The sequence below is a fragment of the Streptomyces sp. NPDC051322 genome (assembly GCF_040689485.1).
In the GTDB taxonomy this organism is placed as follows: domain Bacteria; phylum Actinomycetota; class Actinomycetes; order Streptomycetales; family Streptomycetaceae; genus Streptomyces.
This window is the reverse complement of record NZ_JBFBAK010000001.1, coordinates 776,514-789,253: the sequence shown is the minus strand read 5'-3', so window position 1 is coordinate 789,253 and position 12,740 is coordinate 776,514. Positions and strand designations below refer to the sequence as shown.

The window sequence follows — 12,740 nt, the reverse complement described above, 5'->3', positions numbered from 1 at the left end:
TCGCCGGCAGAGACGACCGATGGAGCTTTGAGGATCATGAGCGAGACGAATTCTGCGGCCGAGGTGGCCGCGGCGCACCGTTACACGGCTGCCATGGCCGCTGACATCGAGGCACGCTGGCAGGACTTCTGGGACGCCGACGGCACGTACGAGGCGCCGAACCCGACGGGAGACCTGGCGGGCGATCCGGCGCTGGCCGCCCGGCCCAAGAAGTTCATCATGGACATGTTCCCCTACCCGTCCGGCACGGGGCTGCACGTGGGGCACCCGCTGGGCTACATCGCCACCGACGTGTACGCCCGCCACCAGCGGATGACCGGGCACAACGTGCTGCACACCCTGGGCTTCGACGCGTTCGGGCTGCCCGCCGAGCAGTTCGCCGTACAGACCGGCACGCATCCGCGGGCCTCCACCGAGTCCAACATGGCGAACATGAAGTCCCAGCTGCGCAGGCTGGGCCTGGGGCACGACCAGCGCCGGTCGTTCGCGACGATCGACCCCGAGTACTACAAGTGGACCCAGTGGATCTTCCTGCAGATCTTCAACTCCTGGTACGACGAGGAGGGGCAGCGGGCCCGCCCGATCGACGAGCTGATCGCCCGGTTCGAGAGCGGTGAGCGCCCGGTGCCCGGCCCGCGCGCCTGGAGCGAGCTGGACGCCACCGAGCGCGCGAACCTGCTGGGCGAGTACCGCCTGGCGTACGCCTCGGACGCGCCCGTCAACTGGTGCCCGGGGCTGGGCACCGTGCTGGCGAACGAGGAGGTGACCGCGGACGGGCGTTCGGAGCGCGGCAACTTCCCGGTGTTCAAGGCCAAGCTGCGGCAGTGGAACATGCGCATCACCGCCTACGCCGACCGGCTGCTGTCCGACCTGGACGCGCTCGACTGGCCCGAGGCGATCAAGCTGCAGCAGCGCAACTGGATCGGCCGTTCGGAGGGCGCCCGCGCCGACTTCGCGGTCGGTTCGGGCGATGACCGCATCACCGTGTTCACCACCCGCCAGGACACCCTGTTCGGCGCGACGTACATGGTGCTGGCGCCCGAGCACGAGCTGATCTCGGGCGAGAAGTCGATCGTCCCGGACGCCTGGCCGGCCGGCACCCACGAGGTGTGGACCGGCGGCCATGCCACCCCGGCCGACGCGGTCGCGAAGTACCGCGCCTTCGCCGCTTCGAAGTCCGATGTGGAGCGGCAGGCCGACGCCAAGGAGAAGACCGGGGTCTTCACCGGCGCGTTCGCCGTCAACCCGGTCAGCGGCGAACGGGTGCCCGTCTTCATCGCCGACTACGTACTGATGGGCTACGGCACCGGCGCGATCATGGCCGTCCCCGCGCACGACAGCCGTGACTTCGCCTTCGCGCGCGCCTTCGAACTGCCGATGCGCTGCGTCGTGGAGCCGTCCGACGGCCGCGGCACCGACCCCGCGGCCTGGGACGACGCCTTCGTCGCGCACGACGCGAAGCTGGTCAACTCCAGCAGCGACGGCATCTCCCTGGACGGCCTGGGCGTCACCGAGGCCAAGGCGAAGATCACCGCCTGGCTGTCCGACCGGGGGATCGGCGAGGGAACGGTCAACTACCGGCTGCGCGACTGGCTGTTCAGCCGGCAGCGCTACTGGGGCGAGCCCTTCCCGATCGTCTACGACGAGGACGGCGTCGCGCACGCGCTGCCCGAGTCGATGCTGCCGCTGGAACTGCCCGAGGTCGACGACTACTCGCCGCGCACCTTCGACCCGGACGACGCCGACACCTCTCCGGAGACCCCGCTGTCCCGTAACGCGGACTGGGTCAACGTCGAGCTGGACCTGGGGCTGGGCGACGGCGTCAGGAAGTACCGGCGCGAGACCAACACCATGCCGAACTGGGCGGGTTCCTGCTGGTACGAGCTGCGCTATCTGGACCCGCACAACAGCGAGAAGCTGGTCGACCCGGCCATCGAGCAGTACTGGATGGGCCCGCGCGAAGGCCAGCCGCACGGTGGCGTCGACCTGTACGTGGGCGGCGCCGAACACGCCGTACTGCACCTGCTGTACGCCCGGTTCTGGTCCAAGGTGCTGTTCGATCTGGGGCACATCTCCTCGGTCGAGCCCTTCCACAAGCTGTACAACCAGGGCATGATCCAGGCCTTCGTCTACCGCGACAGCCGGGGAATCGCCGTCCCCGCCGCCGACGTCGAGGAGCGTGACGGCGGCTACTGGTACCAGGGCGAGAAGGTCAGCCGGGTGCTGGGCAAGATGGGCAAGTCCCTGAAGAACGCGGTCACCCCGGACGAGATCTGCGCCGAGTTCGGCGCCGACACGCTGCGTCTGTACGAGATGGCGATGGGCCCGCTGGACGTCTCACGGCCCTGGGACACCCGTGCGGTGGTCGGCCAGTACCGGCTGCTGCAGCGGCTGTGGCGCAACGTCGTCGACGAGCAGACCGGCAAGGTCACCGTCACGGATGCCGAGGCCGACGAGGACACCCTGCGCGCTCTGCACAAGGCGATCGACGGAGTCGGCCACGACATGGCCGGGCTGCGTTTCAACACGGCCATCGCCAAGGTCACCGAGCTGAACAACTTCCTGACCAAGGCGGGCGGCCCGGTACCGCGCACGGTCGCCGAGCAGCTGGTGCTGCTGATGGCGCCGCTGGCCCCGCACATCGCCGAGGAACTGTGGCGCAAGCTGGGGCACACCGCCTCGGTGGTGCACCAGGACTTCCCGGTCGCCGATCCGGCGTACGTGGTGGACGAGACGGTCACCTGCGTCGTTCAGATCAAGGGGAAGGTCAAGGCGCGCCTGGAGATCTCCCCGTCGATCGCGGACGAGGAACTGGAGAGGCTGGCGCTGGCGGACGAGGCCGTGGTCGCGGCGCTGGCGGGCGCGGGCATCCGGAAGGTGATCGTCCGGGCGCCGAAGCTGGTGAACATCGTTCCGGCGTAGCCGGGCGGTATATGCGGGCTTTCCCCTACGGGCAGGTTCGGGGTTTCCATGGAACCCTGTGCCTGCCCGTTCCGTTTACGGTGGAGGGACACACCCGACGACCGAGGGGCACCCATGGACTTCGTGATCCTGATCCTGGCGCTGCTCTTTCTGGCCTTCGTCGGGACGGGGGCCTACCTCACCGTCAAAGCGGTGGGTGCCGCCAAGCGTGGTGTGGACCGCACGATCTCGCAGGCCCGGCGCACCGTCGAGGACACCGCACTGCGGGCGAAGAGCTACGGCCAGCCGGGCGTCCTGGGCGAGCTCGCCCAGCTCCGTCTGACGCTGCGCACGTCCATGCGGGCCACCCAGGACGCGCTGCACGCGGGCGTGAACGAGGACGCGTCCCTCCAGGAGTCGCTGAGCCTCTTCGAGCGGCTCAGCGCGCACGGTCTGGAACTCGACGCGGAACTCAGGCGCCTGGAGCGGGAACCGGACCGGGCGGGATTGAGCGGGCGGCTGCCCGCCCTGCGCGAGCGCACCGAGCAGATCACGCATTCCGCCGACGCGCTCCGCTGGGCGGCGCGGGACCGGGCACGGCGGTTCGCCGACGACGACCTGGCCGCGCTGAACGAGCAGATCGACGTGGAGGCCGGAGCTCTGCGGCACTGGACCGTGCCCGACGGCGGGCCGAGCGGTGCGGCCGCGCAGCCCGGTGCGACCGCGCAGACCTGGCCGGATCCTGCTGTCGGCGCGGGCCCGGTGGCCGGTGCGGAGAGCGGTCCTGAGGGCGGCGGCGAGCCGCAGGCGATCACCGGGCGGGACCGGGAGCAGCCGCAGACCCGGTATCCGTGGCAGAAGGCCCCCCGTCCGAAGAGCACCAGCTGAATTGCCGTTTCGGAGTGGGGCCGCGCTCCCGGTCCACGCCCCCTGCAGGTAATCTCCCGCTCATGTCCCGCATTGTCGCGATCGTCACCGATTCAACGGCCTACCTGCCCCGTCAGACGCTGGGGCGGCACGGCATCACCTCGGTGCCGCTCACCGTGGTCCTCGGCGACCGTGCTCTGGAGGACGGTACGGAGACCTCGGCCCGAGCGCTGGCGCTGGCGCTGCAGAAGCGGCGTTCGGTGACCACTTCCCGGCCGAGTCCCGAGGTGTTCGCCGCTACCTACCGCGCCGCCGCCGAGGCCGGCGCCACTGGGATCGTCTCACTGCATCTTTCGGCCGAATTCTCCGGCACCTACGACGCCGCCGTACTGGCTGCCGAGGACTCGCCGGTGCCGGTACGGGTGGTGGACACCGGCATGGTCGCGATGGCGCTCGGGTTCTGCGCGGTGTCGGCGGCGGAGACCGCGGAGGCGGGCGGCACCCTCGACGATGCGGTGGCCGCCGCCGAGAAGCGCGCCGGAAGCACCTCCGCCTACTTCTACGTGGACACCCTGGACTACCTGCGGCGCGGCGGCCGGATCGGGGCCGCTCAGGCCCTGCTCGGCTCGGCGCTGGCCGTGAAGCCGTTGCTGGAGCTGAACGGCGGGCGTATCGAACTGCTGGAGAAGGTCCGCACGGCATCGAAGGCGATCGCCCGGCTCGAGGAGATCGTCGCGGAGCGCGCCGGGACCAGCCGGGTGGACATCGCGGTGCACCACCTGGCCGCGCCCGAGCGGGCCGCCGCACTGGCCGAGCGGCTGCGGGACCGGGTGCCGGGGCTGGCCGAGCTGGATGTCAGTGAGGTGGGGGCGGTGATCGGGGCGCACACCGGTCCCGGACTGCTGGGGGCCGTGGTTTCGCCGCGTTGATCCGCCCGTTCGGGCGGCCTGCTTATCCACAACTGGTGGGTTTTCCACCATAATTGACCTTGATCAGCACGGTTGCCGGGTGGTGCCTACCGTCTCGTGGCATGACATCCCGAACTCTTGCGTCACGCTCAGCCACCAGCGGCCCCGGCCGCGCCCCGGCATCGGACGGCCGCGCCCGGCACGGCAGACACCGGGGGCGCGGGGGCCGGCCGAGTGCCTCCGTGCCGGCCTCCCGCCTCCGTGCAGAAGCTCTTTTCCCGGCTGCTTCCCCGGCCGGGGGCAGCGGGGGCGGGGCGGTGCTGGAGGCCGAGCGTGGCCCGCTTGCCGCACCGGCGGTACCGGCTCCGCCATCGCTCGCAGCTGCGGAGCCGCCGGCAGTTCCGGCCTCTCCACCCCCGGCCGCGTTGTTCGGCCCCGAGACCGGCGCGCCCCCGCCCACGCGGGCCGGCACGGTGCTCGCCGGTGTCGGGGCGGCGCTGCGGGAGCGGCTTCCGGTGTGGGTCCAGTCCCGATGCGGGCTCGCTCCCAGAACGCTTGCCGCGCTGTCTGTCGTCCTGGTCGTGGCCGCCGTCCTTGCCGCCCAGCACTTCTGGACCGGCCGGCCACACTCCGTACCGGCTCCCCAAGTCGTCAGCGAGGGCCGACCGAGCGGCGCGGGCGCGCGGTCGCCTGTCGCACCGCTCATGTCACCGGGGGCGGCGGCACCCTCCGCGTCGGCCACCCGGGCCGCCGCGCGCATCGTGGTCGACGTGAGCGGCAAGGTCCGGCAGCCGGGAGTCCGGCAATTGCCGGCGGGCTCCCGAGTCGCCGACGCACTGCGGGCCGCGGGCGGCGTGGAGGACGGTGAGGACACCGCCGGGCTGAACCGGGCACGGGTGCTCACGGACGGCGAACAGGTCGTCGTCGGCGGACCTCCGGCGCAGCAGGGAAGCACTGAGGGCAGCGGCAACGGCGCACCCGCCGGCGGGGCCGCGGTACCGGTCGGACCGGTGAGCCTGAACACCGCGACCGTCGACCAACTGGACACCTTGCCGGGTGTCGGACCGGTGCTGGCCCAGCACATCATCGACTACCGCACCCAGCACGGCGGCTTTTCTTCCGTCGACGAACTTCGCGAGGTCAACGGGATCGGTGACCGCCGCTTCTCCGACCTGCAGCCGCTCGTGCAGCCATGACTCCGGAAGCCGTGACTCGTGCGGCCGTGACCCGTGCGGCAGTTCATGCCGCATCGGGCCACCGGCTGGGCGCGGCCGACCCGCACCAGGAAGGACCGGCTGATCTGCGGCTGGTGTTCCCCGCGCTGGCAGCCTGGGCCGCTGCGGCCCTGACCGTGGTCGCACCGGGCGGCTGGGCCGTCGCCACCGTGCTGGTCCTGCTCTGCGCGGTGGCGGCGCTGCTGGTGGGCGGAGCCGTCCGGCCGGGGCGCCGCCTCCGTACGACCGCCGCGGCTGCGACACTGCTGTGCGCAGCCGCAGGTGCCGCATCGGCCGGGCTGCACGGGGCGGACACCCGGCGCGGCCCGGTGCCCGCGCTGGCCCGCCAGTCCGCCCGGGTCACAGCCGAGTTGACCGTCACATCCGACCCGCTCCCGACCCGCCCACGGGTCAGAGGCGACCACGCGATGCCCGGATCGGTCGTGCTTGACGCCGAAGTGACCTGGGTACGGGCTCCGGATGGCACGGCGGCCAGGGTCCGCACACCCGTCCTGGTGATCGCGCACTCCGACCGATGGCAGCGACTGCTGCCCACCACCCGGTTGCGGTTGACCGCCCGGCTGGAACCGCCACTGGCCGACGGGGACCGTATCGCGGCGGTATTCAGCGTGCCGGGGAAGCAGCCGCCGCGGATCACCGGCCCGCCGACCGGCATCCAGCGCCTGGCGGGCGGGCTGCGCGGCGGACTGCGCAAGGCCAGCGAAGGACTTCCCCCGGACGCGCGCGCCCTGCTTCCCGGACTTGTGGTGGGCGACACCGCCCGGGTTCCGCCCGATCTGCAGGACGACTTCGAGGCCACCGATCTCACTCATCTGCTGGCGGTGTCGGGCAGCAACCTCACACTCGTCCTCGCGCTGCTCATCGGACCACCCGGTACCGCGCTGCGCGCGGAGCGCGGCGGCCTCGCGCCACGGCTGGGCATCCCGCTGCGCGGCACGGCCGTGCTCGGCGGCATCCTGACCGTCGCCTTCGTGATCGTCTGCCGACCGGACCCGAGCGTGCTGCGGGCCGCCGCCTGCGGGCTCGTCACCCTGCTGGCGATCGGCACCGGCCGACGCAGATCGCTCATCCCCGCACTGGCCGCCGCCGTCCTGCTGCTGGTTCTGTACGACCCCTGGCTGGCCCGCAGTTACGGCTTTCTGCTCTCCGTGCTGGCCACCGGTTCACTGCTCACCATCGGCCCGCGCTGGAGCACCGCGCTGCAGGAGCGGGGGGTACCGCCCCGGCTTGCGGAAGTGCTGGCTGCCGCGTCCGCAGCACAGGCCGTCTGCGCCCCCGTCATCGTGGTGCTGGCTTCCCGGGTCGGGTTGGTGGCCGTGCCCTGCAACCTCCTCGCCGAACTCGCGGTGGGCCCGGCGACCGTCCTCGGTTTCGCGGCCCTCGCCACGGCGCCGGTGGCCATGCCGGCCGCCGAAGTGCTCGCCCGGTGTGCCGGATGGCCGGCCGGCTGGATCGCCGCTGTGGCACGCGGCGGGGCCTCGCTGCCCGGCGCGCAGATCGACTGGCCCGGTGGGTGGACCGGCGCACTGCTGCTCGCCGCGGTGACGGCCGCTTTGGTGCCGGTCGCCCGCCGACTGCGCCGTCACCCCTGGGCCTGCGCCGGCTGCGCGCTTCTGCTGCTGCTCGCGGTCCTGCGGCCCGCCCCACTCACCCGGATCGTCACCGGCTGGCCACCGCCCCACTGGGAGTACGCCATGTGCGATGTCGGCCAGGGAGACGCCACGGTGCTGGCCGTGGGCACCGGCTCGGCCGTCGTCATCGACGCGGGCCCCGACCCGCGCCTCGTCGACCACTGTCTCCGCGCTCTCGGGGTCACCCGGATCCCGTTGCTGCTGCTCACCCACTTCCACGCCGACCACGTCGCGGGCCTGCCCGGCGTACTGCACGGCAGAGCGGTCGGCGCGATCGAGACGACGACCCTCCAGGACCCCCCGGAACAGAGCGCGTTCGTCCGCCGGACCGCGGCCGCCGCCCATGTCCCACTCGCCCCGGCCGGGGCCGACGAGCAGCGCAGCATCGGAAGTCTGCGGTGGCAGGTGCTGTGGCCACCGGGCACGCCAGCGAACGCGCCACCGGGTATGCCGGCGGTCTTCCCGGACGGACCGAACGACGCCAGCGTCACTCTGCTGGTCCGCACGGCCGGACTGACCCTGCTGCTCCCCGGCGACCTCGAACCACCGGCCCAGGAAGCGCTGTTGCGCACCTACCCCGCCCTCCCACCGGTGGACGTGCTCAAGGTCCCCCATCACGGCTCGGCGTACCAGGATCCCGCGCTGCTGCGCGCGGTGCGCCCCCGGCTGGCCCTCATCTCCTGCGGCCAGGACAACCCGTACGGCCACCCGGCTCCCCGTACGGTCTCGGCGTTGAAGGCGGGTGGGGCCGAGGTACTGCGGACGGACACGGACGGGTCCATCGCGGTGACAGGCAGCGGCCCCGCCCTGCGGGCGATACCCGCCGGGCGCTGACCTGCGCCGAGCGCGCCGCCGGTTCGCGCCGCCGGGCGACGGCGCAAGCCCGGTCAGTCGAGGTCGAGCCAACGGCCGTCGCGCATCAGCTCCCGGCCGGGAAGCTCGTTCACCTCGCGCCAGGCCTGTACGACCTGCGGAGTGACTCGCAGATAGACGTACGGCTTCTCGGCGCGCGGATCCCAGACCAGTTTCGCGGCGAAGGCATCGGCCGCCGGGGTCAGAGCCTCGGCCGTGACGGGCTCGGCGGTGCCCTCGATCAACACCACGTCCCTGGTGTGTCCGAGGGTGACCCGGACCCGGCCCGAGGGCGTCAGGTTGCGAGCGGTCGGGTTGGTCCTCCGCGTGCAGATCACCAGGTCGCCCTCATACAGGACGAACGACAGCGGCACCAGACAGGGTTCACCGTCCGCGGAGGCGGTGGCGAACCAGGCGTCCGCATCGTTCTCCAGCCGGTCGAGGGCGTCCTGGCGTCGCTGCTGCCGGCTCCGCGCCGGCTCCCGGGTCGTCATGACCGATCACGTTAGGGCGTCGGCGCACTCCGGCGGATCGGGCTGCGGTCCTAGGCCGCGCGACCCATGGCGCGCACCCTCGGCCTGGACGAGACTTTCCGCATGGACGCACCGCAGTCGCCGCAGCCCACGCCTCGGTGGGTCGATGAGTACCTCAGCCGTATCGGCGCCGTCCGCCCCGCGGCGCCGGACGCCGGGGCGCTCAGCGACCTGCACGTGCGCCATCAGTTCACCGTGCCCTTCGAGAACCTCTCGGTCCCCCTCGGTGAGGACATCGTGCTGGCCGACAAGCCGCTCGTCGACAAGATCGTGGGCGCCCGGCGCGGTGGTTTCTGTTACGAACTGAACGGTGCCTTCGCCGCGCTGCTGCAGGCGCTCGGGTTCACGGTGACCCTGCTCCAGGCCCGGGTGCACAGTGCGGACGGCGGTCTCGGCATCCCGTACGACCATCTCGCGCTGCGCGTCGCGACGTCGGACGGGACCGGTCCCTGGCTCGCCGACGTCGGCTTCGGTGACCACAGCCACCGCCCCCTGCTCCTCGACGCCAGGGACGAACAGCAGGACGCCGCAGGCGTGTTCCGGATCGCGGACGCGCCCGACGGCGATGTCGACGTGGTGCGGGACGGCAAGCCGCAGTACCGCCTGGACCCGCGGCCGCGGGCACTGGCCGACTTCGAGGCCGGAGCCTGGTACCACCGCACATCCCCGGCGTCCCACTTCACCCGTTCGCTGATCTGTTCACGCCTCAGCGACGGGGGCCGGATCACCCTCAGCGGCAGCAGACTCGTCACCACCACCTCCAGCGGTGAGCGGCAGGTGACCGAACTGGGCACCGACGCCGACATCCTTGCCGCCTACCGCGATCACTTCGGGATGGTGTTCGACCGGGTCCCGGCGCGGCGCGACATTACTGGGCAGTAGGCCCAGGAGGCCCCACATCGTGACAGCAGCCGCCCAACGCCCACGACCTGCTGCGTTTGCCTCGAACGTTGCGACAGTGATCGAATGCCTACTCGTCAGCGAGTCGCCGCCCCGACAATGACGTCCTGCTGTGCGTGCGACCGAGTGTCAGCATGACGCGCGGGGGTTTCCAGAAGTGTTCAGCCGTTGGCTTGGTAAGGGTTCCGCCGGCCCGGCCCGCAGTGGCAGCCCGCTCAGCGGGCTCTCGGTGCCCGCCCACGCCGGAGTGCTCAGCTGCCGGGTGATCGATCCCGTCAACGAGCCCGTGAAGCAGGCGCAGTTCGTCCTCTCGGACCCTATGGGCCGCAGGGTCGTCGGCGGCGAGACCGATCCCTACGGAACCATTTTCGCCACCGTGCCCGCCGGCGAGTACCGACTGGCCGTCACCTGTGAGGGCTTCACGCCCTTCCGCGGAAACGCCACAGTGACCGAGGGCGGTCACGCCGGTCTGGGCGATGTCACCCTGCAGATCGCTCAACCCCCCTCGCTCCCGGAGCCCGGCGAGTGGGAAATCGAGCCGATGCACTCACAGATCAGCTTCACCGCCCGCCACATCGGGCTCGCCCGGATCCACGGCCGATTCAACACCTTCGCCGGCGCGGTCAGGATCGCGGACCAGATGGAGAACTCCGCCATGCACGTCATCATCGACGCCGCGTCGATCGACACCAACGTGCGGATGCGCGACGACCATCTGCGTTCCGAGGACTTCCTCGACGTGGCGCAGTTCCCGACGCTCGAGTTCTACAGCGACCGCTTCGTCCACCGCGGCGGCACCCGCTGGGGCGTGACCGGTGCGCTCACCCTGCACGGCGTCAGCCGCACCGTCACACTCGAGACCAGCTATCTGGGTATCGGCAACGGCATGGAGGGCGAAACCCGCGCGGCCTGCCGCGCCACCACCGAGTTGCACCGCGAGGACTTCACGGTCAGTTGGCAGACCATGCTGGCGCGCGGTATCGCCGTGGTCGGCAACAGCATCACCGTCGATCTCGACGTGCAGATCGTGCGGAAGACCACTCAGTAGTCCGGTCAGTAGTCGGGTCGGCAGTCCGGGTCAGCAGTCCGATCAGCGGTCCGATCAGCGGTCCGCCCCTTTTACGGCGCCTCCAGCCACCCCTCGTACTCCGCCGCCAGGGCGTCCAGTTCCGCAGGGTCCAGCCGCCGCTCCGGGTCCTCGACGACGACCAGCCACTGGGCGTCCTCGGCGTCGTCCTCACCGGCCAGCGCGTCGCGTACGAGCTGGGGCTCGTCGCCGACGCCGAAGCGATCGGCGAGCTCCACCGCCACCTCGTCCGCCGTGTCGCGGTCGGGCAGCACCAGCACATGTCTCAGGTCGCTCACCGGTCCATTCTCGGGCACCCGTTCCCGTGCGCCTCGCCTCGGGGGAGTGGCAGCGTCCGTGTCAGTGCCCCGTGCGATGCTGGACCGCGATGTCCACCAGAAGGAATTCCACCGACGATCCGCTCGCGCCCCTCACCCTCGCTGTCGGGCAGGAGGACCTGCTGCTCGACCGCGCGGTGCAGCAGGTGGTCGCGGCCGCCCGCGCCGCCGACTCCGACACGGACGTCCGCGATCTCACACCGGACCAGCTGCAGCCCGGCACCCTGGCCGAGCTGACCAGCCCCTCGCTCTTCTCGGAGCGCAAGGTGGTGATCGTGCGGAATGCCCAGGACCTCACCGCCGACACGGTCAAGGACGTCAAGGACTACCTGGGCGCCCCCGCCGAGGAGATCACCTTGGTCCTTCTCCATGCCGGCGGAGCCAAGGGCAAGGCGCTGCTGGACGCGGCGCGCAAGGCCGGTGCACGGGAGGTCGCCTGTCCCAAGACGACCAAGGCCGCCGAGCGGCTGTCCTTCGTACGCTCGGAGTTCCGTGCGCTGGGCCGTTCGGCCACGCCCGAGGCGTGCCAGGCGCTGGTCGACTCGATCGGCAGCGATCTGCGGGAGCTCGCGAGTGCGGCCTCCCAGCTCGTCGCCGACGTCGAGGGCACCATCGACGAGGCGGTCGTCGGCCGTTACTACACGGGCCGGGCCGAGGCCTCCAGCTTCACGGTGGCGGACCGCGCCGTCGAGGGGCGGGCCGCGGAGGCGCTGGAGGCGCTGCGCTGGTCGCTTTCGACCGGGGTCGCCCCCGTCCTGATCACCAGCGCGCTGGCTCAGGGCGTGCGGGCCATCGGCAAGCTGTCGTCGGCGCGCGGCGGCGGCAGGCCCGCGGATCTGGCGCGCGAGCTCGGGATGCCGCCGTGGAAGATCGACCGGGTGCGGCAGCAGATGCGGGGCTGGACGCCGGACGGGGTGGCCGCCGCGCTGCGGGCGGTCGCGGATGCCGATGCCGGCGTCAAGGGCGGCGGCGACGATCCGGAGTACGCCCTGGAGAAGGCCGTCGTGACGGTGGCCGAGGCGGCGCGCATGCGGCGCTGAGGAACCGGACACGCCGAAGGCCCCGCCTCCGTCCTGGGGAAGGACGGGCGACGGGGCCCGGGCTCAAGCATGTGTGCGCCGCACCCGCGTGGCGAACGCAGGCCGTGTGCGGCGCGGGGTCGTCGTCCCGGAGCGGTAGAGGGGCCGCTGGGTCCGGTGCGACGGGTGGGGCTCAGCGAGCCCCGTCAGTCAGGGTCGTTCAGGCCGAGAGGCCGGCAACGCGCTTGGCGATGGCGGACTTCTTGTTGGCAGCGGCGTTCTTGTGGATGACACCCTTGCTGACAGCCTTGTCGAGCTTCTGCGAGGCTTCGCGAGCGGCCACGGTGGCCTTCTCGACGTCGCCCGCAACAGCGGCCTCACGGGCCTTGCGGATCGCGGTCTTGAGCGACGACTTGACGGCCTTGTTGCGCAGGCGCGCCTTCTCGTTGGTCTTGTTCCGCTTGATCTGGGACTTGATGTTCGCCACGAA

Annotated in this window: 11 protein-coding genes; 8 read left to right on the top strand and 3 right to left on the bottom strand. The window is 71.7% G+C overall.

The genetic code is table 11. The features are described 5' to 3' along the window. Positions 1-36 precede the first annotated feature (36 nt). The 5 genes from leuS to AB0436_RS03650 all read left to right on the top strand — a co-directional run bounded on the left by leuS (position 37) and on the right by AB0436_RS03650 (position 8,376). On the top strand, positions 37-2,922 hold the full coding sequence (leuS, locus tag AB0436_RS03670; RefSeq protein ID WP_366466006.1) for a leucine--tRNA ligase: 2,886 nt from the start codon (positions 37-39) through the stop codon (positions 2,920-2,922). 114 nt (positions 2,923-3,036) lie between these two features. Next, positions 3,037-3,789, top strand: a complete 753-nt coding sequence (locus AB0436_RS03665; protein ID WP_366466005.1) for a hypothetical protein — start codon at positions 3,037-3,039, stop codon at positions 3,787-3,789. Positions 3,790-3,851: 62 nt separating this feature from the next. Beyond that, positions 3,852-4,697 carry a DegV family protein gene (locus tag AB0436_RS03660; RefSeq protein ID WP_366466004.1) on the top strand — a complete coding sequence of 282 codons (846 nt, stop codon included), beginning with the start codon at positions 3,852-3,854 and terminating at the stop codon, positions 4,695-4,697. Positions 4,698-5,101: 404 nt separating this feature from the next. After that, entirely contained in the window at positions 5,102-5,872 is a 771-nt protein-coding gene (locus AB0436_RS03655) for a ComEA family DNA-binding protein (RefSeq protein ID WP_366466003.1), read from the top strand. 26 nt (positions 5,873-5,898) lie between these two features. After that, a complete protein-coding gene (locus AB0436_RS03650; RefSeq protein WP_366466002.1) occupies positions 5,899-8,376 on the top strand; it encodes a ComEC/Rec2 family competence protein in 2,478 nt (825 codons plus the stop codon). Between the two features lie 53 nt (positions 8,377-8,429). On the opposite strand, the gene AB0436_RS03645 is transcribed toward AB0436_RS03650, so the two are convergent. Next, positions 8,430-8,888 (bottom strand): pyridoxamine 5'-phosphate oxidase family protein, encoded by a 459-nt coding sequence (locus AB0436_RS03645; RefSeq protein WP_366466001.1) that lies wholly within the window; start codon positions 8,886-8,888, stop codon positions 8,430-8,432. Between the two features lie 102 nt (positions 8,889-8,990). Here AB0436_RS03645 and AB0436_RS03640 point away from each other — a divergent pair, with 102 nt between their 5' ends. Next, entirely contained in the window at positions 8,991-9,809 is an 819-nt protein-coding gene (locus AB0436_RS03640; protein ID WP_366465999.1) for an arylamine N-acetyltransferase, read from the top strand. Between the two features lie 175 nt (positions 9,810-9,984). Next, positions 9,985-10,875 carry a YceI family protein gene (locus tag AB0436_RS03635; protein WP_366465997.1) on the top strand — a complete coding sequence of 297 codons (891 nt, stop codon included), beginning with the start codon at positions 9,985-9,987 and terminating at the stop codon, positions 10,873-10,875. A gap of 71 nt (positions 10,876-10,946) precedes the next feature. Here the strand turns inward: AB0436_RS03635 and AB0436_RS03630 are convergent, their stop codons facing one another. After that, positions 10,947-11,192, bottom strand: a complete 246-nt coding sequence (locus AB0436_RS03630; protein ID WP_366465996.1) for a hypothetical protein — start codon at positions 11,190-11,192, stop codon at positions 10,947-10,949. Between the two features lie 89 nt (positions 11,193-11,281). On the opposite strand from AB0436_RS03630, the gene holA reads away from it, so the two are divergent. Continuing rightward, positions 11,282-12,271, top strand: a complete 990-nt coding sequence (gene holA, locus AB0436_RS03625) for a DNA polymerase III subunit delta (protein ID WP_366465994.1) — start codon at positions 11,282-11,284, stop codon at positions 12,269-12,271. 199 nt (positions 12,272-12,470) lie between these two features. Here the strand turns inward: holA and rpsT are convergent, their stop codons facing one another. Continuing rightward, positions 12,471-12,737, bottom strand: a complete 267-nt coding sequence (rpsT, locus tag AB0436_RS03620; protein ID WP_365850020.1) for a 30S ribosomal protein S20 — start codon at positions 12,735-12,737, stop codon at positions 12,471-12,473. Positions 12,738-12,740: the final 3 nt, after the last annotated feature.